Annotated in this window: 23 protein-coding genes; 21 read left to right on the forward strand and 2 right to left on the reverse strand. The window is 63.5% G+C overall.

Features of this window, described 5'->3' with window-relative positions; genetic code table 11:
• The first annotated feature begins 55 nt into the window (after positions 1-55).
• From PQR54_RS07060 to PQR54_RS07080, 5 genes are all read left to right on the forward strand, one after another.
• Complete coding sequence (locus tag PQR54_RS07060) at positions 56-397, forward strand: hypothetical protein (protein ID WP_012427309.1); 342 nt, start codon at positions 56-58, stop codon at positions 395-397.
• A gap of 144 nt (positions 398-541) precedes the next feature.
• On the forward strand, positions 542-1,093 hold the full coding sequence (locus PQR54_RS07065) for a type 1 glutamine amidotransferase domain-containing protein (RefSeq protein WP_408244678.1): 552 nt from the start codon (positions 542-544) through the stop codon (positions 1,091-1,093).
• A gap of 94 nt (positions 1,094-1,187) precedes the next feature.
• On the forward strand, positions 1,188-1,751 hold the full coding sequence (locus tag PQR54_RS07070; RefSeq protein WP_408244679.1) for a DUF4142 domain-containing protein: 564 nt from the start codon (positions 1,188-1,190) through the stop codon (positions 1,749-1,751).
• Positions 1,748-2,092, forward strand: a complete 345-nt coding sequence (locus PQR54_RS07075; RefSeq protein WP_408244680.1) for a DUF1488 family protein — start codon at positions 1,748-1,750, stop codon at positions 2,090-2,092. The genes PQR54_RS07070 and PQR54_RS07075 overlap by 4 nt, the downstream gene beginning before the upstream one ends.
• Before the next feature lie 95 nt (positions 2,093-2,187).
• Positions 2,188-2,769: a hypothetical protein gene (locus tag PQR54_RS07080; RefSeq protein WP_408244681.1), complete on the forward strand. Its 582-nt coding sequence runs from the start codon at positions 2,188-2,190 to the stop codon at positions 2,767-2,769.
• Between the two features lie 107 nt (positions 2,770-2,876).
• Here PQR54_RS07080 and PQR54_RS07085 read toward each other — a convergent pair whose 3' ends face one another.
• Entirely contained in the window at positions 2,877-3,119 is a 243-nt protein-coding gene (locus PQR54_RS07085) for a hypothetical protein (protein ID WP_408244682.1), read from the reverse strand.
• Between the two features lie 369 nt (positions 3,120-3,488).
• On the opposite strand from PQR54_RS07085, the gene PQR54_RS07090 reads away from it, so the two are divergent.
• On the forward strand, positions 3,489-3,941 hold the full coding sequence (locus PQR54_RS07090; RefSeq protein ID WP_408244683.1) for a PA2169 family four-helix-bundle protein: 453 nt from the start codon (positions 3,489-3,491) through the stop codon (positions 3,939-3,941).
• 205 nt (positions 3,942-4,146) lie between these two features.
• Here the strand turns inward: PQR54_RS07090 and PQR54_RS07095 are convergent, their stop codons facing one another.
• Positions 4,147-4,488, reverse strand: a complete 342-nt coding sequence (locus tag PQR54_RS07095; RefSeq protein WP_408244684.1) for a BON domain-containing protein — start codon at positions 4,486-4,488, stop codon at positions 4,147-4,149.
• 510 nt (positions 4,489-4,998) lie between these two features.
• Between PQR54_RS07095 and PQR54_RS07100 the strand changes: the two genes are divergently transcribed.
• From PQR54_RS07100 to PQR54_RS07170, 15 genes are all read left to right on the forward strand, one after another.
• Entirely contained in the window at positions 4,999-6,480 is a 1,482-nt protein-coding gene (locus PQR54_RS07100) for an RNA polymerase factor sigma-54 (RefSeq protein ID WP_408244685.1), read from the forward strand.
• A gap of 138 nt (positions 6,481-6,618) precedes the next feature.
• On the forward strand, positions 6,619-7,797 hold the full coding sequence (locus PQR54_RS07105; protein ID WP_408244686.1) for a pyridoxal phosphate-dependent aminotransferase: 1,179 nt from the start codon (positions 6,619-6,621) through the stop codon (positions 7,795-7,797).
• 186 nt (positions 7,798-7,983) lie between these two features.
• Positions 7,984-9,732, forward strand: a complete 1,749-nt coding sequence (locus PQR54_RS07110) for a S10 family peptidase (protein WP_408244687.1) — start codon at positions 7,984-7,986, stop codon at positions 9,730-9,732.
• A 182-nt stretch (positions 9,733-9,914) separates the two neighbouring features.
• On the forward strand, positions 9,915-10,661 hold the full coding sequence (locus PQR54_RS07115) for a FadR/GntR family transcriptional regulator (RefSeq protein WP_168790285.1): 747 nt from the start codon (positions 9,915-9,917) through the stop codon (positions 10,659-10,661).
• Between the two features lie 375 nt (positions 10,662-11,036).
• Positions 11,037-11,369 (forward strand): helix-turn-helix domain-containing protein, encoded by a 333-nt coding sequence (locus tag PQR54_RS07120; RefSeq protein WP_408244688.1) that lies wholly within the window; start codon positions 11,037-11,039, stop codon positions 11,367-11,369.
• Positions 11,370-11,372: 3 nt separating this feature from the next.
• On the forward strand, positions 11,373-12,701 hold the full coding sequence (locus tag PQR54_RS07125; RefSeq protein WP_408244689.1) for a type II toxin-antitoxin system HipA family toxin: 1,329 nt from the start codon (positions 11,373-11,375) through the stop codon (positions 12,699-12,701).
• 201 nt (positions 12,702-12,902) lie between these two features.
• The gene (locus PQR54_RS07130; RefSeq protein WP_408244690.1) at positions 12,903-13,646 is read left to right on the forward strand and encodes a (Fe-S)-binding protein; all 744 of its coding nucleotides are present in this window, start codon (positions 12,903-12,905) and stop codon (positions 13,644-13,646) included.
• Positions 13,643-15,037, forward strand: a complete 1,395-nt coding sequence (locus PQR54_RS07135; RefSeq protein ID WP_408244691.1) for a lactate utilization protein B — start codon at positions 13,643-13,645, stop codon at positions 15,035-15,037. Before PQR54_RS07130 ends, PQR54_RS07135 begins: the two co-directional genes overlap by 4 nt.
• A complete protein-coding gene (locus tag PQR54_RS07140; RefSeq protein ID WP_408244692.1) occupies positions 15,024-15,611 on the forward strand; it encodes a LutC/YkgG family protein in 588 nt (195 codons plus the stop codon). Before PQR54_RS07135 ends, PQR54_RS07140 begins: the two co-directional genes overlap by 14 nt.
• A 73-nt stretch (positions 15,612-15,684) precedes the next feature.
• Positions 15,685-16,569, forward strand: a complete 885-nt coding sequence (locus PQR54_RS07145) for a LysR family transcriptional regulator (RefSeq protein WP_408244693.1) — start codon at positions 15,685-15,687, stop codon at positions 16,567-16,569.
• A 155-nt stretch (positions 16,570-16,724) separates the two neighbouring features.
• The gene (locus tag PQR54_RS07150) at positions 16,725-17,738 is read left to right on the forward strand and encodes a succinylglutamate desuccinylase/aspartoacylase family protein (protein ID WP_408244694.1); all 1,014 of its coding nucleotides are present in this window, start codon (positions 16,725-16,727) and stop codon (positions 17,736-17,738) included.
• A gap of 37 nt (positions 17,739-17,775) precedes the next feature.
• Positions 17,776-19,191 carry an MFS transporter gene (locus tag PQR54_RS07155; protein ID WP_408244695.1) on the forward strand — a complete coding sequence of 472 codons (1,416 nt, stop codon included), beginning with the start codon at positions 17,776-17,778 and terminating at the stop codon, positions 19,189-19,191.
• Positions 19,192-19,465: 274 nt separating this feature from the next.
• Positions 19,466-20,353 (forward strand): MBL fold metallo-hydrolase, encoded by an 888-nt coding sequence (locus PQR54_RS07160; protein ID WP_408244696.1) that lies wholly within the window; start codon positions 19,466-19,468, stop codon positions 20,351-20,353.
• Positions 20,354-20,435: 82 nt separating this feature from the next.
• Complete coding sequence (locus PQR54_RS07165) at positions 20,436-22,262, forward strand: VRR-NUC domain-containing protein (RefSeq protein WP_408244697.1); 1,827 nt, start codon at positions 20,436-20,438, stop codon at positions 22,260-22,262.
• Positions 22,259-24,523, forward strand: a complete 2,265-nt coding sequence (locus tag PQR54_RS07170) for an ATP-dependent DNA helicase (protein WP_408244698.1) — start codon at positions 22,259-22,261, stop codon at positions 24,521-24,523. Before PQR54_RS07165 ends, PQR54_RS07170 begins: the two co-directional genes overlap by 4 nt.
• Positions 24,524-24,626 lie beyond the last annotated feature (103 nt).

Genomic DNA, 24,626 nt, shown 5'->3' on the forward strand with positions numbered 1-24,626 from the left:
CTTGCGAACTCTCCCTGTGCGTAACGAACGAAGCGAGTCAACCAAGGAGAGCGCCATGAGCAGCACCCTGAATCCCGATGAAGAGCCGCAACAGGTCGTCAAGCAAACCGCCGGCACCACCGGCGCGCTTGGACCAAGCGATTCGTCCGACAGCGGCAGCGATGTCGCCGGCGCGAAGCGTCATGAGTTCGACGTGGATACCGAACTGGACAATCACGCGCTCGAAACCGGCGACACCGAACTCGGCAGCGATACGGATCGTGCCGGCACGGGCGAGCGCGCCGCGGCCGACGGCGATTCCACGCTGGTGCCGGACGCCGATATCGAGCCCGACCGCGTGATCGATCCACTAGCTAACGACGATGACGGCCTCGACGACGACCCGCAAGGTCTTTGAAGCGCAGTCGGGCAGCAGACGTTTAATGAGCATGTGAAGCGATTGCGCGACCCGGCTGCATGGGCACGTACTTTGCTCACAACCAGTTAATCGAAGGGCCGGTCAGGCAGCACCGGCCCAGCAATGAAATGATGGAGATCAGGCATGGCAAGCACGCTGAATGGTTACAAGGTGGCAGTACTCGCGGTGGACGGATTCGAGCAGGCCGAACTGATCGAACCGCAACGCGCGCTCGTCGAGGCGGGCGCAACGGTGCATGTCGTTTCAGCGAAGCCCGGCAAGATTCAGGGTTTCCAACACGTGGATAAGGGCGACGCCGTCGAGGTGGACGTGACGTTCGACAAGGCAAGCGCAGACGACTACGACGCGGTGGTGTTGCCGGGCGGCGTGGTCAACGGCGACGCGATCCGTCTGTTGCCGCAGGCGCAAGCCTTCGTCAAGTCCGCCGACAGCGCGAAGAAGCCGATCGCGGTGATCTGCCATGGCGGCTGGTTGCCGGTGTCGGCTGGAATCATCAAGGGCCGCACGCTGACGAGCTGGCCGAGCCTGCAGGACGACATTCGCAACGCGGGCGGCACGTGGGTGGACCAGGAAGTTGTCGAGGACGGCAATCTGATCAGTAGCCGCAAACCCGACGATCTCCCGGCCTTTAACAAAACGCTGATTGCGCAATTGTCCAAGCGCAAGGCGGCATGACTGCGGTGATGAACCGCTCGCGCAGTTTGAATGAAGGCTGCGCTCCGTCTTATCGGTTCCGCTTCGGCGTATCCGTCGACCTGGGAGAAAATGCATGAAATTCCGGTATTCCCTACAAGCGATGACTGTCGCGCTGAGTTTGAGCGCGGCGTCCATCGGCATGGTCTACGCGCAAGCGAGCGACGCGCCGGCGAGCGATGCGCCGGTCAGCGGCACGAAGCTTTCGCCCGCGGATCAGCAATTCGTGCAGGACGCCTCGAAGTCCGACGCCACCGAAATCGCGGCCAGCAAGGTCGCGCTGAAGAATTCCAGCGATCCGCACGTGAAGAAATTCGCGCAGCAGATGGTTACGGATCACACGAAACTTTCGCACGCCATGGCGGCGCTCGTTTCGAAGAAGGGGTTCACCCCGACGCCGTCGGCGGATTCCGCGCTGGTCGGCAAACTGCAGACGCTCAAGGGCAAGGAATTCGATCAGGCCTACGTCGAGCAGGTTGGGGTAGAAGCGCACCAGCGAGCGGTCGATCTGTTCCAGCAGGAAAGCACCAGCGGCACCGACGCGCAACTCAAGGCCGCGGCCCAGCATGCGCTGCCGACCATCAAACATCATCTCGCGATGGCGCAGCAACTCGCCGGCGCAATGAAGGGTTCGCCATGAATGCGATCCTGCCGCGGCCGGCCTATGAGGACTCTCTTATGCAGATCACTTTCCCCGACGACAAGCCGGTCTTCGACGGAGCGAATCTGACCGTGCGCTTCATGGCGCGGGTGGACGGCGAACCGGTCGTTTGCACGATTACCGCCGAGGCGCTCGAGGATCATTTCGGCGCCGATTCCGCTCTGGAAGCCACGTTGATGTCGGCCTTCGACAAAGGCCGTCAACGTATCCGCTCGGTTTGCGCCGAAGCACTCGACCTGAACGCCGGTGAAGGCGTAGTGTTGCATAGCGGACTGTTCAGAGTGGAAGGCATGGAACCGGATCGCGGCACCACGGCGTAGGGCCGGCGCGTGCTGTCGCTCGCGCGCGCTGTGCAAGCGCGGCGAAATGCGGCGGCATGGTCCGCAAACGCTATCCAACGATGCAAGGAGGCCTCATGTCACTCATCGTCGCAGCACGCTTTACGACTTTTCCCGCCGCTGAAGACGCGGCAGCCAAGCTATTCAACGCGGGTTTCGTCGAGGAAGACGTCACGCTGTTCTTCGTCAATCCGCGCGGTCAGCACGCGCGTTATCCGATCGGCGGCGACACCGGCACCGATGCCGGCGCGAAGGATGCGCCCAAAGGTGCCGGCATGGGCGTCACGATCGGTGCGGTAGCCGGCGCCGTGGTGGGCGTCGGGATCTTCGCGGCGTTTTCCGCGCCGATCATCGTGTCGTTGATTGCCGCGGGCGTCGGCGCATATGTCGGCTCCCTGGTCGGGGCTATGTCGCGCACGCGCGACGCCGGCCATACTGGTCATCGTTCGGCATTCCATGAAGAGACGCGCGATTCCGGCGTGCTGGTCGCCGTGCACGTCTCGCCGGACAATCAGTTCGATGCCGCGCGCGTGCTGCGCGAAGCCGGCGGCACGGCGATCGAGCGGGCGAGCGGACGCTGGCAGCAGGGGCGCTGGGCCGACTTCGATCCGTTGAAGAAACCGGTGCCGCTCAGCGAGTTCAGCGAGAAGAGCGCTTGAGCCGCTGAACGTTTTTATCGCGGTAATCGGCAGAGCGGCCCGACATCGATCGGGCCGTTTTTTTTGAGCGCTGTTTGCCAGTACTCAAACAGCGCTCAGAGCGCTGCTTAAACCCAGATCTGCGACGTATTGCGCGGCGGTTGAGGTGCGCGATCGACCTGACGTTTGTCGTGCGTCGGTTCGCAGGCGGCCGACACCAGGCCGTCATGCGTCGAGCCACACGAAGGCGACGTAGCCTGCGCTTGCGAAGCCGGTGCTTGCTGCGCCAGGACATGCTCACGAATCTGCAACACAGTCGCCGAGCTGATGATCGCGACGGCGGCCAGAAATTCTGCGCTCCTGATCTTCATGGTGATTCTCCCTGTCGTTGTTGCCTGCCCATTCTTTTCAATCCGTTGGCACGTCTTGCAGTGTGTTGTTGCGCTGCATGCGTGCTGGGGCGGCACATATTAAGCAACCGCTGTGCCATCCGGCAGAAGCCCGCTGCGTGGGCCTTTGCCGCCAATCGAGCCGCCTTGCCGCGGGCAACATTTACGCGTGTTGGCAAGAACGGACGCGCGTGCTTCGGCGCGGCGCGCAAACGTCCACGGCGAGGTGTACCGGGCACGCCCCGTGCGAATAGATGCATGAACTCCGTCGCCGGAGGGCGAGTGCCTCGCACGAGGCAGCTCACTTCTATCGGCGGATTCCATGACTAACGAAACCCTTGGAGGTATTGGATGGCTACGAACGTTGTTTCCGTGCTGAACGATCTGGTCGAAACGTCGAAGGATGGCGAGAAGGGCTTTCGCAAGGCAGCCGAAGATGCGCACGACGCACAGTTGAAGACGCTATTCCTGTCGCGTGCCGAGGACTGCTCGCGCGGCGCGCGTGAGCTGCAGGACGCGGTACAGGCATTGGGCGGCAAACCCGAAACGGGCGGCAGCATGAGCGGCGCGCTGCATCGCGGTTGGGTGGACGTGAAGTCGGCCGTGACGGATCGCAGCGACCACGAAATTCTGGCCGAGTGCGAGAAGGGCGAGGACGTCGCAAAGAAGCGCTATCACGATGCACTCGAAAAGGAATTGCCGGCCGATGTGCGGGCAATTGTCGAGCGGCAGTATCAAGGTGTGCTGCAGAACCATGACCGCGTGCGTGATCTGCGCGATCAATATGCGGCGGCAAAGCCTTAAAAGCAGGTGAGTAATCGGCGCCCTGCGGGGCGTCGATTGTTTGCTGCTCGTATTCGAGATTGCAAGCGGCTCGATTCCCTAGTGAGCTACACATGGCTACACGTAAAAAAGCCATCCGCAATACGGATGGCTTTTCTCTTTCCTGAAACGGTAGCATCAGGAAGCGCCAACCGAAGTCGGCGCTCCCCGCACAGACCCGCCGGTTTTATTCGGCCGCGATCTTCAGATGGTTCTTCACGCTCGACACGCCCTTCACGGCTTCGACGACTTCGCCAGCCGCTGCCTTGTCGTCGGCCGAAGGCACCGTGCCCGTGAGCCACACCACGCCCTTGCGGGTCTTCACGTGGATATGCGTCGACTTGACGTTCTTCGCGGCCAGCAGATCAGCCTTGGCCTTGGTGGTGATCGCGCCGTCGTCGACGTGCTGGCCGACGGTTTCCGACGCCGCCGACGGAGCGCTGCTTTGCGCCATGGCGTTCGTCGCGTTCAGTGCGAAAGCGACACAAGCGATGCTACCTGCGGTCTTCAGAAGTTGGATGGTCTTCATGGTTTCTCCTTCGGGTGTTGATCAAAATTGCGGTCTTGTTGCCTGCGGTCGATCGCGGTCGAAACCGCTGATGACACGCGTGGGATCGTTGCCGCTACGGTTCCGTCAGGGCCCGTTATCGACACCGGCCGACGGTCTGTGCATGCGTTGCGCCTGAGGTTGCTTCGGCGTCTCGCATGCATGGACCGGCGTCCGTCCACATAGTGCAAGGACGCAAGCGGTGTGCCCGGTATGGCGTGAAAAGCCTGGGCGTCACAGGAAAGCCGTTACGGCACAGGTATTTAGGCTGAGGAATAAGACGCCGCGATGCATCGACGCGAGGCTCGACGGCTCGCCGCGGCAGGGACCGGAATTTGCCGGGTACTTGTAAAAAAGCGCCAGGCGGCCTGCGCAATTGGTGGGCCTGAAAACACAAAGCGTAGAAAAAACAGGGCTTTGCGCGAGTTGGTACGACAGTTGCTCTAGAGAGGCTGCTCACCATTTTTCGGCTTTCAAAGGGACCTAACTCCAATGCCTTCTATTGAACTACGCACAAGGCAGTCTCTCGCACTCACGCCGCGTCTTCAGCAATCAGTGCGACTGTTGCAGTTGTCGTCTCTGGAGTTCCAGCAGGAACTGCGTACCGCGCTCGACACCAATCCGTTCCTCGAATACGACTCGTCGGAGACGGAAGATGTGGCGCTGGCAACCGCGACCTCTGGCGAAGACGGCGGCGCGCTGCCCGCCACCGACACTGTTGCGACCGCTGAACCCGATTCGCTGCCGGCTGAATCCGGCAACAACGACACGCTGGAAGGTGCGGGCCAGGACGATATGCCCGGCGACTTCTCCGGCGACTACAGCAGCCGCAGTTCGACCCGCCAGAACGGCGACTCGGACAGCAGCGACCCCGCCGAATGGGCACGCTCGCAGCCGACCTTGCGCGAGCAGTTGCACGATTCGCTGCGCCTCTACCGACTCGACGACCGTGACCGCGCGGTGGCCCGCTTCATCATCGAAGCGCTCGACGACGACGGCTATCTGCGGCAGGAACTCTCCGATCTCGCGGACAGCGTCGATCTCGAACCCGAACTGACGGAAGAAGAATTGCTGGTGGCGCTGCGGCTCGTCCAATCGCTCGACCGTCCGGGTCTGGGCGCGCGCTCGTTGTCGGAATGCCTTTTGCTGCAGGTGAATGCGCTGCCCGCCGACACGCCGGGGCGCGATGTGGCGCGGCAAGTCGTCGAACATCATCTGGAGCGCCTGGCGCGCCGCGAGCAGGCCGAACTGCAAAAGCAGATCGGCTGCAGCGCCGAAGAATTGCGCGTGGCCTGCGCGCTGGTGCGCAAGCTCGACCCGAAGCCGGGCAACAGCTACGGCCGCACCGAAGACAACTACGTGGTGCCGGACGTGATCGTGCGTCAGGTCCGCAACAAGTGGGTCGTGGCGATCAATCCGGCGGTGCAGCCGCGTGCGCGCATCCATCGCATGTACGCGGAACTGTTCGCGCAGTCGGCTGGCGCAAGCCGCTCGCCGCTCGCGCAACAATTGCAGGAAGCCCGCTGGCTGATCCGTAACGCACAGCAACGCTTCGATACGATTCAGCGCGTGGCCGAGTGCATCGTCGCGCATCAGAAGGCCTTCTTCCAGTACGGAGAAATCGCGCTCAAGCCGATGGTGCTGCGCGATGTCGCCGACGAACTCGGCTTGCACGAATCCACCATCTCGCGCGCCACCGGCAACAAATATATGGCCACGCCGCGCGGTATTTTCGAGTTCAAGCATTTCTTCCCACGCGAACTGGGCACGGAAAGCGGCGGCACCTGTTCAGCCGCGGCCGTACGCGCGCTGCTCAAGGAAATGATCGCCGCGGAAAACACTCACGATCCGCTCTCGGACGTGACGCTCGCCAAAATGCTCGCCGATCAGGGCGTGCTGGTGGCGCGCCGCACCGTGGCGAAATACCGGCATCTGATGAAGGTGCCGCCGGCGGAGTTGCGCCGCCAGATCTAAACGCGCCGCGCCCCGCGAATAAGGGGCAGCGCTTGAGCGCCACGCGAGACTGTCCGTTCGCGTGGCGCTTTTTCGTATCTGGACGTTTCGCGCGCGCCCCTTTACATTGGCGGGTCCATGGGAAACAGGGCGCAGTCAATGAAGTACTCGAATCTGGTCGAACGCCTGCAAGGCCGGCGCACCTCCGCGTGGGAAATTCATCGTGTCGCGCAGCAGGCGGAGGCGAGAGGTGAAGACGTCATCGTCCTGAGCGTGGGCGACCCCGACTTTGCCACGCCCGCGCCGATCGTCGAGCGTGCCATCGAGGCCTTGCGCGGCGGCGATACGCATTACAGCGCCGTGTCCGGTCGCGAACCGGTGCGCGCGGCGATCGCCGCGGAACACACGCGCATGACCGGCTGCGCCGCGAGCGCCGCCAACGTGATCCTGACCGCGGGGGCGCAGAACGGCGTGTTCGCCGCGTCGCTGTGCCTGCTGGAAGCGGGCGATGAAGTGATCGTCCCCGAGCCCATGTATCTGACCTACGAGGCCTGCGTGCGCGCGGCCGGCGCCACGCTCGTGACGGTGCCGGTCGATCGGGCGCGGGCGTTTCACGTCGACTGCGACGCGCTCGAAGCCGCCGTTACGTCGCGCACCAAAGCCATCTTCTTCGCGACGCCTTGCAATCCGACCGGCGTGGTCATGCAACGCGCCGATCTCGAACGGATCGCGCGGCTCGCGTGCCGGCACGACCTGTGGGTGCTCTCCGACGAGGTCTACGCCGAGCTGACGTTCGAACGCGAGCACGTGAGTATTGCTTCACTGCCCGGCATGGCGGAGCGCACCGTGACGCTCGGCAGTCTGTCGAAATCGCATGCCATGGCGGGTTGGCGCGTGGGCTGGGCGATCGGGCCCACGGAGCTGATCGAGCACATGGGGCGGCTCGCGCTGGCCATGCTCTACGGCTTGCCGGGCTTCATCCAGCAGGCCGCATTGACGGCTGTGCAGCACAAGGCGCGGATCGCCGCCGAGATGCGCGAGATCTACCGGCGCCGCCGCGACGTGGTGTTCGAGCGTTTGCATCGTGTGCCGGGTTTGCGATGCCTGTTGCCCGAGGCGGGCATGTTCATGATGGTCGACGTGAGCGGCACCGGCCTCGATACGGTCGACTTCACCTGGCAGCTGTTTCGCGCGCACGGCGTGTCGCTGCTCGACGCGAGCGCTTTCGGCGAGACGGCGAACGGTTTCGTGCGGCTGGGTTTCGTCGTCGACGAAGCGCGTCTGATCGATGCGTGCGAACGTATCGCAGCGTTCGTCGGCGGGTTGCCGGGTCGTTGAGTCTTTCGCCAACGTTTCGTTTGCTTTTCGATTGGCGTAACGCGGCGATGCGTCGTGGGAGGAATGGGCGTCGTCGCCAGTTTTAGATTGACGCCGCAAATGCTTGCGTCAAAAATCGAGCGCCGGGTTTGTCTTCCGCTTTGACCTTCAGGACATCGGCGCCTATCGACTCCCGGTTGAAATCCCATGGGCCTTCGCTACACCATCTGGTTGCGTCAATCCTCGATGGCGCTCGTGCTTATCGCGCTTGCCACGTTCAGCACGATGTGCGCGGCGGCTGAACCAGACGACTCGCCACAAGCCGCCGCGAGCGCCGAAACCGCGGCATCGGCGCCGGAGGCGCCCCGTGTCTTGAGCGGTCAGCCCAGCCAACGTGCGGAGCCGAACGGGCAACCGCTGCAGGACTCGCACGCGGCGCCAACACGCACTCCTCGGCAGTCACGCACGGCCGCGCCGGCGCAGAACGAAGCGTCGGGCAGCGCGGCGCAGCGCAACGCGAAAGCGGAGCCGGCGGCGATTCCCTTACCGCCGGAAACCTCGTCGGTCACGCAGCATTCCATCCGGCTCGACGGCCGCAAGCTCGACTACACGGCCACCGCCGGCAACCTGCTGTTGCGCGACAAGACGGGGCAGGCCAACGCGAGCGTCTTTTACGTCGCCTATACCGTCGCCAGTAAAACGCCGCAGACGCGGCCGGTCACGTTTCTGTTCAACGGCGGTCCGGGCGCCGGCACCGTGTTTCTGATGATCGGCTCATTCGGGCCGAAGCGGGTGCGCACCGCGAGTCCCGATATCACGCCGCCCGCACCGTATACGCTCGCCGACAATCCCGACAGCCTGCTCGATAGCACCGACCTCGTCTTCATCGACGCCGTCGGCGCGGGCTTGTCGCGCGTCGTTGGTCATGGCACGGGCAAAGACTTCTGGGGCGTCGACAAGGACGTCGACGCGTTCTCGCAATTCATCGACCGCTATCTGACGGTGAACCAGCGCTGGAATTCGCCGAAGTACCTGCTCGGCGAATCGTATGGGACCGCGCGCGCCGCAATGCTCGCGTATCAGTTGGGGCAGGACAATATCGCGCTCAACGGCGTGATCCTGATGTCGTCGGTGCTCAATTCGGCCGCGTTTTCGGCGGGCTCGGATTTCAAAAGCGAAAGCTATCTGCCGAGCTTCGCGGCGATCGCCTGGTATCACGACAAGATCGTGCCGAAGCCGGCCAGTCTGCCGGCTTTCCTCGACGAAGCCCGCGCATTTGCACGCGGGCCTTATGCGCAAGCCCTCGCGCAAGGCGATGCGCTGCCCGACGCCGAGCGCGATGCGATCGCCGCGCGCGTCGCGCAATTCACCGGACTCGATGTCGCCTATGTGAAGCGCAGCCGCCTGCGTCTCTATCCGTCGCGTTATCGCAGTGAATTGCTGCGGGATCAGGCTCGCAGTGTCGGCCGTTACGACGCGCGCTTTGAAGGCATCGACTTCGACAGCGTTGCCGATCGCCCTGATTACGATGCTTCGGTGAGCAGCGTGTCGAGTGCTTTCGACGCCGCGTTGCATCAGCATTTCGCCGAGGACTTGCACTTCACGCCGGCCGACCGCTACCGCGTCTTCAACGACGAAGCGTTGACGCAATGGGACTGGAAGCATCGCGAATGGTGGGGCGAGCGTTTGCCCGTACCGTATGCGGCGGGCGATCTGGCTGAAGCGATGCGGCAGAATCCGCAATTGCGCGTGATGTCGGTGAACGGCTATTTCGATCTGGCGACGCCGTTCTATGCAACCGAATATGCGCTCGCGCATCTGGGCGTGGACGGCCCGCTGCGCGCCAACGTGCGCATCGCCTACTATCCGACCGGTCACATGATCTATCTCGACGACGCGGCCTTGCACACGCTCAGGCGCGATCTGGCGAGTTTCTATGCGGCGGGTGCGCGCTAGCCGGTTCCGAGCAACGCGCAGCGCGGCCGGGCTTGGCTGGCAACCGGATTCGGCGTGTTCCGTTGAACGGTATAATTCGCTGTAACGTTCAAGCGTGACTGCAACGTTGCAATGCATCGTGTTTGGACACTCTCCCATGGCCTGAAAACCGCTCGCTCAACCGGCTTCACTTACCGCTGCCCATGCCATTTCTCCCGATCCAGTCCTTCACGCGCAAACGGCTCTCCGACGTGGTGTCCGACCAGATCAAGCAACTGATCTCGGACGGTACGCTGATGCCCGGCGACCGCTTGCCGGCCGAACGCGATCTGGCGACGCAGCTCGGCGTGTCGCGGCCGTCGTTGCGGGAAGCGCTGATTCGGCTCGAAGCGGACGGCTACATCGAGACATCGGGGCGGGGCGGTTTTACGGTGGTCGATGTCACGGCGCCGATCATCTCCAAGCCGCTCGCCGAGTTGCTGCTGCAGAATCCGCGCACCAGTGCCGATATTCTTGAATTGCGTCAGGGGCTCGAATCGATTTCGACGGTGTATGCCGCGGAGCGCGCCACGGCCGCCGACCTGAAAAAGATCAGCGTGGCGTTCGAGGCTTTGAAGGCCGGCTCGCAGTCGCAGGACCGCGTGAATCTGGCGGAACTGGACGCCGCGTTCCACCTCGCGATCGCCGACTCCACGCACAACATTGCGCTCGCGCATGTGATGCACGGCATCCATACGCTGATTCGCGAGGGCATGCGCCAGTACCATCGGCTGATCGATTACGACGACGCGATGGAAAAGCAGCTGATGAGCCAGCATCAGGCCATCTACGACGCCGTCATGGCACGCGACGCGCAAAAGGCGCGCAAGGCCGCCGAGCGTCATCTCACGTTCGTGCGCGAGATGTACAAGGAAGACGCGGCGAAGCCTTCGTCGAGTGTGGTTTCCTGATTGGGCGGCCGCCACAAGTGGCCGCCGTTTATTGCCTTTAGTCATCGCGCTCAATCATCGTTGCCCCGCGCGGCGGCCCATCAACGCGCGACGTGACGCGCCTGGACCCTCCCTCCCTGCCTGCTGATGCATGACCGACCCTTCCCTGAAGGGTCAGGCGTTTGGCTCCCGCCAGTTGCGGTCAGTGCAAAAGGAAACCGGCACCGCCGTCACGGCGGCTGACGTGGTCAAGCGGCATCTTAATGTGTCTTATAAGTTACATTAACAGGCAAAGTCACGTTAAAGTGCAATATACGGAACATAATTTCCAATTAATAAAGTGTCGCTTGGGATACAATATGAACTTGACTGCCCTTAACGTATCGCAGGTGGCACATGGACCTCTTCGAACTTGGAGAAACATTTCGCCTCGCCCGGATAGCCGCAAACAAGACTCAGCAGCAGGTTGCCGAGCAAAGCGGCGTCACTCGCGCGCGCATCAGCCGGTTTGAGACCGGACTGCTTCCGGAACTCGGCACGGTCAAGCTGCTGAGTCTCTTCGAGGCAGTGGGGCTCGAGCTTCTGGCTCGTCCAATAGGCCATCGGCGGACGCTTGACGACGTTCTGACCGAGCAGCGAACGCTCGCTGTTTCCGTCGACGAAACCCGGCGGCGCGTTCGGCTCCCGCGCTCTGAAGCCAGTGTCAGGACTACCGGGAAGGGCGACTAGCTCATGGCCGTACTCGACATCTACTGCAACTCCACGCTGGTTGGGACGCTGACGGAAGAAGCGCACAGTGGCGTCTTCACCTATCTGCCCGGTACGCCCACGGCCGATGTCGTCTCGCTTCTCATGCCGGTGCGAAACGGGTCGTACACCTGGCCCGGAGGCATCATGCCTTCGTTTCCGATGAATCTGCCGGAAGGTTTCAAGAAGGACCTGATTCGTCAACATCTCGGCCCTCACGCGGACGTGAGCGATATGGGGCTTCTCGCACTAACGGGAGCAAACACCATCGGGCGGGTAAGAGCAATCCCGCACGGGGCGCCGCTTGATACTGCGAGGTCCAGGTTCGACATGGCGACACTTCTCGCGAGTCCGAACTCCAGAGATAACCTGCTCAAGCACCTTGAGGCGGGCATCAGCGAGGGTGTTTCGGGGGTCATGCCCAAAACACTGGCTTCCGGTGACGAGAAGGCGACCGTCTGGACGGACGAGTACATTTTGAAGACTGGCCCGGCTGACCTGCCGGGGCTCAGCATCAACGAATACCTCTGCCTGGAGGTCGCGAGGAACACGGACCTGAATGTTCCGGAAACACACCTTTCAGACGACGGCCGTGTGCTCGCGATACGGCGTTTCGATCTGGAAGCGGGTGGCACGCGCGTCGGGGTCGAAGATTTTTGCGCGTTGAAGGGCTTTGATCCTGTACGCAAATACCAGGGCACCGTCGAAGACCTGGCGAAACTCTGTAATCAGTATCTCGGCGTGGATCACCGGAAAGACAGCAAGCGCAAGCTGTTCCTGCTGTTGCTGCTGAACTATGCGCTGCGTAACGCTGACGCGCACATGAAGAACTACGCGCTGACGTACACGACCGAGCGGGACGCTCGCCTTTCTCCTGTGTACGACATCGTAACTGTCACCGCCTACCCTCGCTATCAGGATGACGCACCGGCGTTGTCGCTGAAAGGCAAAAAACTGTGGTGCTCCGGTAAAGCGCTGTTCGAATACGGCGGTGCGCGACTGAGTCTCTCGCCCACGGATATGAACGCAGCACTCGAGCAGGTGGTGAGCGCGGTGCAGAAAGTGCTTCCGCTGGTCAGCGCATACACGGACCGCTATCCCGAGTTCAGGAATATCGGCAAGCGAATGCTTGAAGTCTGGGCGCGAGGGCTCGAGGACATCAAGCCGGATGCCAAGCCTGGAAAGGGCGTGCCCGCGCCTTTGCGGGAACAGGCGGGATTGTCCGAAACGCAGTCGGACGTGAGGCGAGAAACCGATAACCCGTATATCGACCCGAACGACCGTTTGGCCACAAGTCGCGATAACTGGGCGTAGCGCGTCCGATTCCCGCGACGCCATTGACACGCTTTCGCGACTTCCTTATATTCTTGGTCAGACCAACCTTACCAGTCTGGCTAAAGCGGCTGAAACTCTGTCAAATGGCAGACGCCTTCACCGCGCCACACTCGTTTTCCAACGCGATTCCGCAGTAGAGTAGGTGAATCGCCGGCTGCTGCTTTTTCTTTCAAAGAGCCTATGAAAGTCGCCCTGTTCATCCCATGCTTCATCGACGCGTTCTATCCCGAAGTGGGGATCGCCACGCTCGAATTGCTCGAACGCTTCGGCATCGAGGTCGACTATCCGCAGGAGCAAACCTGCTGCGGCCAGCCGATGGCCAACAGCGGCGCGCATGCCGAGGCCGCCGGCACTGAGCGTGTGTTCGCGCGCAACTTCGCGGGATACGACTACATCGTCGGGCCGTCGGCGAGTTGCATCCATCATGTGCGCGAGCATTTGACCGCGCTCGAACAAACCGACGAGGTGAAGCAGGTCCGCGCGAACGCGTATGAACTCGTCGAGTTTCTGCACGACGTGGTCGGCGCGCGTGAATTTCCGTGGGCCGAGTTTCCGCATCGCGTGGGCTTGCATAACAGTTGCAGCGCGTTGCGGCATCTGAAGGAAGCATCGATTTCGGAAGTGGCGGGTACGCCGTTTTCGAAGCCGCGTACCTTGCTCGAAGGCGTGAAGGGCATCGAGTTCGTCAAGCCGGCGCGGCCCGACGAATGCTGCGGTTTCGGCGGCACGTTCTCCGTCACCGAAGAGCCGGTGTCGGTGCGCATGGGGCAGGACAAGGTGCGCGATCATCTGAACGCCGGCGCCGAATACATCGTCTCGGGCGACATGTCGTGCCTGATGCATCAGCAAGGCTGCGCGGAACGCATGAAAGCCGACGCGCGCTTCATCCATATCGCGCAGGTTCTCAATGGAGCACGCGCATGAGCAACCGGATCGATCACGCGAAAGCCGCGGGCGCTTTCATCGAGAAAACCGAGCACGTGGCGTTTCATGACAAACGTCTGTGGGATTTGCGTGAGAAGCGCGACGTGCAGGCGCACGGCATCGCCGAATGGGAGACGATGCGCGAGCTCGCATCCGGTATTAAAGAGCACACGCTCTCGAACCTCTCGCAGTATCTCGAACAGTTCGCGGCGGCCGCCGAGGCGAACGGCGTGACGGTCCATTGGGCCGCCACCGCCGAAGAGCACAACGCGCTCGTGCATAAGATCATGTCGGAGCACGGCATGACCACGCTCGTCAAAAGCAAGTCGATGCTCACCGACGAATGCAAGATGCGCGAGTATCTCGAACCGCGCGGCATCACGGTGATGGAAACGGATCTGGGCGAACGCATTCAGCAACTCGATCATCAGGACCCGAGCCATATGGTGGTGCCCGCGGTCCATAAACTGCGCGCTGATGTCGCCGAACTGTTCGGCCGCACCATCGGCACCGATCCGAAGAACAGTGACATCCACTATCTCGCGGAAAGCCAGCGGATGAACACGCGGCCGTATTTCGTGCGCGAGAAAACCGCCGGCATGACCGGCTGCAATTTCGCGGTGGCGGAGACCGGCACGGTCGTGGTGTGTACGAACGAAGGCAATGCGGATCTGTCGGCGAATGTGCCGCCGTTGCATATCGCGTCGATCGGGATCGAGAAGCTGATTCCGAAAGTGTCGGACCTCGGCGTGTTCATCCGCATGCTGTCGCGCAGCGCGCTCGGCTCGCCGATCACGCAATACACCTCGCATTTCCGCGCGCCGCGTCCGGGCACGGAGATGCATTTCATCCTCGTCGATCACGGCCGCTCGGAGCGGCTCGCGATGGAGGACTTCTGGTACTCGCTCAAATGCATCCGCTGCGGCGCGTGTATGAATACCTGTCCTGTGTACCGGCGCAGCGGCGGCCTGTCGTACGGCGGCACGTACTCGGGGCCGATCGGCGCAATCATCAATCCGACTTTCGATCTGAAGCGCTATAGCGCGTTGCCGTTTGCGTCGACGCTCAATGGCAGTTGCACCAACGTGTGTCCGGTGAAAATCAATATTCACGAGCAGATCTATAAGTGGCGCACGGTGATCGCCGAGCGCCATGAAGTGCCGTTCGTGAAGCAGGAAGTGCTGAAAATGGCGGGGCGTTTGCTGGCGAGTCCAACGTTGTATCGCGCGACGGTGTCGTCGATGGGCAGCGCGCTGCGGCGGCTGCCGAATTTCGTGCTGTATAACCCGCTCAACATCTGGGGCAAGCAACGCGAGTTGCCGGAGGCGCCGAAGCTGACCTTCCACGCCTGGTACAAAAAGAATCGTGGAGACGGCAATGGCAACGCGTGAGGCTTTTCTGGACAAGGTGCGGCAGGCACAGCCACCGTCGCGGCCACGGCCCGAGGTGCCGCTCTTCGATGCGGCGGGTGGCGACCTGCGCGCGCGCTTTACGGCCGCTTTGCAGGCGATGGGTGGCACCTGCGTCGAAGCCATGTCCGCGACCGATGTGAGCGGGCTGATTCGCGAACGCTTCGGCGCTGAGGCGTCGGTGGCCTCGGCGACCGCTGAGGTGCCGGGCACGCGCGCGCTCACCGCCGACACGGAACCCGCATCGCTACAGGATATCGACGTCGGCGTGGTGCGGGCGCGCTTCGGCGTCGCCGAAACCGGCTCGGTGTGGTTCAGCGAACGCGAGTACGTGGTCAACGCGCTGGGCTACATCGTGCAGCATCTGGTCGTGCTGCTCGATCCGGCGCAACTGATCGACGGCTTGCAGGACGTGTACCGGCGTGACGATTTCCGCGACGCGCGTTACGCGGCGCTCGTCACCGGACCGTCGGCGACGGCGGATATCGAAGGCGTGCTGATTCGCGGTGCGCAAGGCGTGCGTTCATTGACGGTAGTGTGGCTCGCGGCGGTATGAAAATGCAGTAGCGGCGGCACGATCGAATGGCACAATGCGGCATCCCGTTCGATAAGCCTGCCACTCTGCTGACATGGAACTCCGGCATCTCCGATACTTCGTCGCCGTTGCGGAGCACGCGAGCGTACGCGGCGCCTCCGAGCAGCTTCACGTGACCCAGCCGGCCATTTCGCGGCAAATCCAGGACCTCGAGGAAACCTTGGGCGTCGCGCTATTCGAGCGCACGCCGCGCGGCCTCAAGCTGACGCTCGCGGGCGACGCCTATTTGCGCGAGGCGCGCGGCATTCTGCGGCAGGTCGAGTCGGCCGCGCGCGTCGCGCAACGAATCGCGGCGGGCGTCTCGGGTCACGTGCGCATGGGGTTCGTCGAAAACGCGGTGTGGGGCGGCCTCGTGCCGAATGCGCTGCAAGCATTTCAGCAGACGGCGCCGCAAGTCGCCATCGAACTCACGCCGATGAACACGCCCGAGCAACTGGACGCGATCGAAGCGGGCCAACTCGACGGCGGCTTTATCTATCACTTCGGCGCGCTGCCCGAGCAGTTCGTCAGCTTGCCTTTGCTCGAAAACGGCGTAGTGCTGGCCGCGCCGGCCGCATGGTCGTTCGGCCGGCGCAAGACGGTGCGCGCCGCGCAACTGGCCGGCAAGCCTTTCATCACGTTTCCTCGCCATGTCTATCCCGCTTATTACGACCGCCTGATCGGCGCGTGCGAGCGCGCCGGTTTGACGCTCGATGTCGTGCAGGAAGTGTCGACGGAAGCCGCGATTCTCTCGCTGGTCTCGGCGGGCGTGGGCGCGGCGATCGTCAACTCGGCCAATCGCGAGCGGCCGCCGGCGCTGGTGCAATTCCTTGCGCTGTCCGATCTGTCGATCGCGCTGCCGCTGCATTTTGCGTATCACGAGCAGCACCGCAATCCCGCGCTCGCGCAGTTCATCGCCTTGCTCAAGGCGCAGAAGTGAACCGCTGCAATGCGTCGCCGCGATGCCTTTAAGGCATCGGCTTCCCTAAAAATCGGCATTGGCGCTGGTTTTTTGCCTCGACGATATTGAATGCACGACCTCGGCGCGTCATCCGACGACAGCGCCGTGGCCCGCTTTCTTATCGGGAGACAACCATGCCGTCCACACAATCGCTGATTTCCACCGACATCGACTACGAGCGCCCCGGCCTGCAAAACGGCACGTTGCGCGTGCCGTATTCGCACGACCGCTCCGCGTACGGGCACATCCCGATTCCGATCACCGTGCTCAAGGGCGGTGACGGCCCCACGGTGCTGCTCACCGGCGGCAATCACGGCGACGAATACGAAGGCCCCGTCGCGCTGATGAAACTGCTCCGGCGCTTGCCGTCGATGTCGATCAAAGGCCGGTTGATCGTCGTGCCGGCGCTGAATTTCCCGGCTTTTATCAACGGCTCGCGCACCTCGCCGATCGACAAGGGCAATCTGAACCGCGTTTTCCCCGGCGCGCGCAACGGCCACATCACCGAGATGATCGCGCACTATGCGGACACCGAACTGTTTCCGCGCGCCGACGTGGTGATCGATCTGCACGCGGGCGGCGCGTCGTTCAATCATCTGCCGACCTTGCTCGCGGCGCCGCCTGCCGACGCCTCGCGCCGCGCCGAATACCGGCGCCTCGTGCAGGCGTTTGCCGCGCCGCAAACCATGCTCATGGACCTGCTCGGCGAGGACCGTACATATGGCGCGGCCGTCGAACGGCACGGCAAGCTGTTCCTGTGCGGCGAATTCGGCGGCTATGCGGCCTGCGATCCGGACGGCGTCGCGATTGTCGAGGACGGTCTGCGGCGTGTGCTGCACACGCTGGGTGTCACGCCCGACGATCGCCCGCCCGCGCCGCGGCACGACACGCGCTGGTTGAAAGTGGAAGGCGCGCGGCATTACGTGTTCGCCTCGCGGGCGGGCGTGGCCGAACCGGTGTTCGGGCTCGGCGATCAGGTCAAAAAAGATCAACTGGCCGCGCGGGTATTCGATCCATACGCGCCGTGGAGCGAACCGCAGGAAATCCGTTTTGCGGGCGACGGCGTGGTGGTGTGCATGCGTTCGTTTGCACGCGTCGAGCCGGGCGACTGCATCGCCGTGCTGGCCGCGGATGCGCAATGGCAATGACCCCGTCCATCGAACCGAAACCAGCCGGAGATTCGCCATGAATGCAGTCACCACCGTGTCCACTGCCGACGACGCCGATGCGCGCCGTGGCCACAGCTACGTCGTCGTCCTGTTCTTCGTCTGCTTTGCGTTTTCGTATCTCGACCGGCAGATCGTGAGCATTCTCGTGCAGCCGATCAAGGAAACGCTGGCGCTCACCGATACGCAAATCGGCTTGCTGCAAGGGTTTTCGTTCACGCTGTGCTATGCGACGGCGGGTGTGTTCATCGCGCGGCTGATCGACCGTTCGAATCGCGTGCGGTTGATCGCCGTGTGCGTGGCGATCTGGGCCGTGTCGACGGCGCTTTGCGGGTTCGCGCACAACTTCGGCGAACTGCTCGCGGCGCGCGCGGGCACGGCGATCGCGGAAGCGGGCTTGAGCCCGGCCGCGCTGTCGATCTTCAGCGATCTGTATCCGCCGCGCAAAGTCACGCGGGCAAGCAGCGTGTTCATGCTGGGACCGTATATCGGCGGTGGCGTCGCGCTGTTCGGCGGCGGCATGCTGCTCGGTTCGATCGAGCACGGCGCGGGCGCTGCGTGGCTCGCGGGCACCGGTTTGAGCGGATGGCAGGCGGTGTTCGTCGCGGTCGGATTGCCGGGGCTCGCGCTTGCGGCGATCGTTGCGTTGTCGGTGCGGGAGCCGCAACGGCGGGGCTTGTCTTCCTCGGTTGGGGCGAGCGCCGTCGAGCCGGCCGCGCGTGGTGTCGTTTCGACTGACCATGTGTCATCGGCCGCTTTCGTAGCGGAGGCCGCGCAGGACAGTACGCCGCCGCTGAAAGACGTGCTGCGCGAACTGTTCGTGAAGAACCGCTTCTGTCTCCCGTACTTCGCCGCTTATGTCGCGCTGATCACGTTGTTCTACTCGCACGCGGCGTGGTTTCCGACGCTGCTGATCCGTCATTTTCATCTGACGCCGCGCGTAGTCGGACAGATGGCGGCGCCGGCCTATATGTTCGGCGGCATACTCGGTGTGCTGAGCGCGGGCTGGCTGGCAGGGCGCGTCAGCGATGCCGCCGCCGTGCGCAAGGTGCTGGCGCTGTCGGCGTCGGCGGCTGTGTTGCTGGTGCCGGCCGCGATTGCGATGCCGCTCGTCGGCGACGTGCATATCGCCGTGGTCCTGTACGGCGCCTGCGCGTTTGCGGCGAGTGTCGCGATGGCGTTGGCGCCGGTGCCGATCCAGATCGCGATTCCGAATCGTATGCGCGGGCGTTCGATTGCCTTGCTGGTGTTCCTCACCAACGCGATCAGCGGCGGAGTCGGGCCGTTCGCGGTCGGCTTCATCAACGAGCGGCTCGGCGGGCAGAGCGAAGGTTTGGGCGTGGCGCTGGCGTGCGTCGGCGGCGTGGCGGCCGCGCTTAGCGCGCTGCTTTACGGAGTAGCGGCTCGCCGGACGCCTGGGTTGGCTCGCGCATGATGCAGTTTGCGTCGCGATGTCTGCGTGAACCGGAGCATAGTGCGGCTTGCGTCGCGATGTCTGCGTGAACCGGAGCATGAAGCAAGCTTGCATGGTAGCGCCCGAGTGGACCGGTGCATAACGGAGCTCGCATCCCGATGCCCGCAAGGCATCGCCGCACGCAGAAAACGGCATTGGCCGGCAAGCCATGGATTTGCGATAGTAAAGCCATTCATCGCGGCAGCGTGACATAACCACCCATTCGCTGCCGCGGCACTTTTCACGGAGTCACATCATGCCGACCGAGGTTGTTACGCACCGGGTAGGCGACGCGCGCATCACCCGCGTCAGCGAAACCTGTTTTCCGTTGGCGCCCGCCGTGCTTTATCCCGAGTGGGCGCCGTCCGCGGCCGATGAATTGAGCCGCCGTCTGTCGAAGGCGAGCCTCGATCTCGAACGCAACGAAGTGACGCTGAGCGTGCACACCTGGGTCGTGCAGATGGACGGCCTGACGGTGCTGATCGACACGGGCATCGGCAATTTCAAGGAGAGGCCGTTCAGCAAGCTGTTCCATCAGCTCAACAACCCATACCTGGAGCGCCTCGCCGACGCGGGTATCCTGCCGACGCAGGTGGACGAGGTGCTGCTCACGCATCTGCACGCGGACCACGTCGGCTGGAACACGCAGTGGCTCGACGGCCGCTGGCAGCCGACTTTCCCGAACGCGAAATACGTGTTTCCGCAGGTAGAGCAGGATTTCTTCGCGACCCCGGCGGGCGATAGCCGCCGCATGGTCTTCGAAGACAGCGTCGTGCCGGTGATCGAATCAGGCCAAGCCGTGACGATTCCCGCCGAGGGCGGCACGTGGCGCGAAGGTATCGTGTTTCATCCCACGCCGGGGCATAGCGCCGGCCATATGTCGATCTCGATCCGCTCGCGCGGCGAGGAGGCGCTTTTTACCGGCGATGTGATGCATAACCCCATCCAGGTCTACCGGCCGGAATGGAACTCGACGTTCTGCCTCGATGCGGCATCGGCGCGCGACTCGCGGCGGTGGGTGCTGAACTACGCGGCCGATCGCGACGCCACACTCTTCACCGCGCATTTCCCGCAGACATCGGCTGGGCGGGTGAGGCGGGCCGCCGGCGGATTCGAATGGGAGTACGTCGGCGCCGCGCCATGACGTTGCCTTCGGGCAATCTGGCCGGCCTCGCCACGGATTTTGCTATCATCACTGTATAAACATACAGGTTTCATGAAAGTCCGTGGCAACAGCTGCATCTCCTTACGCTCTCTACTATCTGCTGAACTTCGAGCGCGCCCTCGCGTGGCTCGCGCAGCGTTACGACGATCTGTTCGACGCGCATGAGCAAGCGTTTCTGCGCGAGTTCGCCGCGTTGCCGCAGTCATCGCGCGCGCTGCTGGTTCGCATGCTGATGCGCAAAGGCACGCTGTTTCGCGCAAGCCGCCTGTCTTACGACGAGATCGGCTGCCCGTTGCAGGCGGCCGCGCCGATCGCGGCGCTCGGCTGGGTCGACACCGAACCGGGACTCACGCTCGACGAACTGTTCGCGCTTACCACGCGTCCCGAGTTGATGGAGATTTTCGCGGATGCCATCGCGATGATTCCGGGCGCAAAGAGCCTGCGCAAGCCGGATCTGCTGGAAACATTGCGCCCGTTTTATGCAAGCGAAAGCGACGAGCAAGACGCCATGGCGCGTCCACTTTCGGCATGGCACGGCCAAACCGAAGACCGCGTTTTTCACGTGGCGATCGCGCCGCTTTGCGAACGCTTGCGGTTGATGTTCTTCGGCAATTTGCAGCAGGAGTGGTCGGAGTTCGTGCTCGCCGATCTCGGTGTGTTCCAGTACGAGAAAGTGGCGTTCGCGCCTTCGTCGCGCGCGTTTCAGCAGCGCGCGGACGTCGACGTCTATCTCGCGTTGCACGCGTGCCGTGAGGCGCTCGAATGGCTACCCGGTGGCGAGACGGAAGCCGTCGCAATCGACGAGCTCGTCGCCACTGTCGCCGCCATTGAAACTGCCAACCCCTGGCTTGAAACACGACGCGCGAAACTGCTGTTCCGCATCGGTCACCTGTGCGAGCGTCGGCAGAACTGGGCGGCCGCGCTCGCCGTTTATGAGCGTTGCGGGTGGCCCGGCGCGCGTCATCGGCGCATGCGCGTGCTGGAACGCAGCGAGCGTTTCGACGATGCTTTCGCGCTGGCCTCGCAAGCCGCCGCCGCGCCGGAGAGCGAAGAAGAGGCGCAACGCGTCGCGCGCATGCTGCCGCGTTTGCAGCGCAAGCGCGGCGAACCGGTCGCGCGCGTGCCTGCCGCTCGCCCGGTCGAGCGCAGCACGCTCGTGTTGCCGCGACCCGAGGCGCCGATGCCGGTCGAATACGTGACCCGCGATCATTTGACGTGCGAGACCGCGCCGGTGCACTACGTCGAGAACGCGCTGATCAACTCGCTGTTCGGGTTGTTGTGTTGGGAGCCGGTTTTCGCGGCGTTGCCCGGCGCGTTTTTTCATCCGTTCCAGCGCGGACCAGCCGATCTGCACGCGCCGGACTTTCATGCGCGCCGCGCTGAGCAGTTCGCCGCGTGTCTCGAACAACTCGATAGCGGTGTTTATCGCGAGACGATTGTGCGGCATCTGCATGGCAAGGCAGGGCTGCAATCGCCGTTCGTGTTCTGGGGGCTGCTCACGCCGGAACTCGTTGCATTGGCGCTCGACTGTCTGCCGGCCGCGCATCTGAAGCTGTGGTTCGAACGCTTGCTGTGCGACGTGCGCGGCAACCGGTCCGGTTTGCCGGACCTGATTCGCTTCTGGCCGGCCGAACGCCGCTATGAGTTGATCGAAGTGAAGGGCCCGGGCGATCGCTTGCAGGACAACCAGATTCGCTGGCTCGCGTATTGCGCGCAGCACGGCATACCAGTGCGCGTGCTCGATGTGCGCTGGGTCGATGAAGCGGCAGTCGCGGAAGGTGGCGCGGCGGAAGATGCCGCCGAAGTCGCCGCCGAGGCAACTATCGAGGTCGCCACCAAGCCCGCCACCAAAACCAGCATCACCCCCACCCCCGAGGCCCGCGCATGACCTACACGGTCGCCGTGCGGGCGATGTGCGAGTTCACCGCGAGGCGTGGCGATCTGGATCTGCGCTTCACGCCGGCGCCGACCTTGCTCGAAGGCATGGCGGGCCACGTGACCGTCGCGGGCCGGCGCGCGAGCGGCTACGAAACCGAGATCACGCTGACCGGCACGCACCGCAACCTTACCGTGCGCGGGCGCGCCGACGGCTACGATCCCGTCGCGAACCGCGTGGAAGAGGTCAAGACGCATCGCGGCGATCTCGAACGCATGCCGGCCAATCACCGCACGCTGCACTGGGCGCAGGCGCTCGTCTACGGTCATCTGCTGTGCCGGACGCGCGAGCTGACGGAGCTGACCGTAGCGCTGGTGTATTTCGATATCGGCACGCAAAAAGAGGTACTGCTGACGCAAACGCACACCGCGCGCGACCTGGAAATTTTCTTCGTCGAGCAATGCGAGTGCTTTCTCGATTGGGCGGCGCAGGAAGAAGCGCATCGGGCCGCGCGCAACGCGGCGCTCGGCGCGCTGCAGTTTCCGCACGGGCAGTTTCGCAGTGGGCAGCGCGAGCTGGCGGTGTCGGTGTATCGCGCGGCGCGTGACGGCAAGCCTCTGATGGCGCAGGCGCCGACCGGCATCGGCAAAACGCTCGCGACGATTTTCCCCTTGCTCAAAGCATGCGCTTCGGACCAGATCGAGCGAATATTCTTTCTGACCGCCAAGACGCCGGGCCGCGCGCTGGCCTTGGACGCGATCGAAACACTCCATCGAGGCGCCGCGCGTCTGCCGTTGAGAACCCTCGAACTGGTCGCGCGCGACAAAGCCTGCGAGCATCCCGACAAAGCCTGCAACGGCGAATCCTGTCCGCTCGCGCGCGGCTTCTACGACCGGCTCGACGCGGCCCGCAGCGCGGCGCTGGCCGGTCCGCGGCTCGACCGCGCGGCGGTGCGCGAAGCGGCGCTCGCCAACGAGGTCTGTCCGTACTATCTGGCGCAGGAACTGGCGCGTTGGGCCGACGTGGTGGTCGGCGATTACAACTACTACTACGACAGCAGCGCCATGCTGTACGCGCTGACGCAGATCAACCAGTGGCGTGTCGGCGTGCTGGTGGACGAGGCGCACAACCTGCTCGACCGCGCGCGGCGCATGTATAGCGCGTCGCTCGATCAGGCCGCGTTCCGGCTCGCGCGCAAGACGGCGCCGGCCACCTTGCGCAAGCCGCTCGAGCGGCTGCAACGCGAGTGGAGCGCCGTCAAACGCGCACAGACCGCGACCTATCAGGTCTACGCCGAGGTCCCCGGCAAACTGCTCTCGGCCGCGCAGAATCTGATCGGCGCCGTCACGGATCAACTGGCGGAAGCACCGCTTTCCATCGACGAAGCGTCGCTGCGTTTTTTCTTCGATGCGATGCATTTCGTCGCGCTGGCCGAGCAGTTCGGCGAGCATTCGATCTTCGATATCACGCTCGCCACAGACCGTTACGCGCCGCGCGACAAAACGAACGCTACGCTGTGCGTGCGCAACGTGATTCCCGCGCCGTTTCTCGCGCCTCGTTACGCGGCCGCGCGCACCACGGTGATGTTCTCCGGCACGCTGAACCCGCATCATTTCTATCGCGACACGCTGGGCCTGCCCGAACAGACTCAATGGCTCGACGTGGAAGGGCCCTTTCGCGCCGAGCAGTTGCAGGTGCGCGTGGCCGGCAACGTATCGACGCGTTGGCGCGACCGCGAGCGTTCCCTGATGCCGATTGTCGATCTGATCGCGAAGCAATACGCCGCGCAACCGGGCAACTATCTGGGCTTTCTGAGCAGCTTCGAGTATCTGCAGCGCGTGGTCGCGCTGATGCGTGAGCGCCATCCGGAGTTGCCGGTCTGGGCGCAGGAACCCGGCATGGACGAAACGGCGCGCGACGCGTTTCTCGCGCGCTTTCGCACCATGAACCAGGGCGTGGGCTTCGCGGTGCTCGGCGGCGCGTTTTCGGAAGGCGTCGATCTGGTCGGCCAGCAATTGATCGGCGCGTTCATCGCCACGCTCGGTTTGCCGCAGATGAACGAGATCAACGAACAGATGCGTCGCACGATGGAGACGAGGTTCGGCAACGGCTACGACTACATGTATCTGTACCCCGGCTTGCAGAAAGTGGTGCAGGCGGCCGGGCGCGTGATCCGCACGGAGCAGGACCAGGGTGTGGTGCATCTGATCGACGACCGTTATCGGCGGCCAGAGGTGCGGCGCTTGCTGCCGCGCTGGTGGGACGTGCAATAAATAGCGCGAAAGCTTTGCGCTTCAGCAGCGCCTCTTTACCTCTCAGGTAATCGACCTGCCTACCGCCGCCCGGCACAGTGGCGGCACGGCATCACGATTCCCA

Origin of the sequence: Paraburkholderia phytofirmans (genome assembly GCF_046028095.1) — a bacterium.
GTDB classification, from domain to species: Bacteria; Pseudomonadota; Gammaproteobacteria; order Burkholderiales; family Burkholderiaceae; genus Paraburkholderia; species Paraburkholderia phytofirmans_A.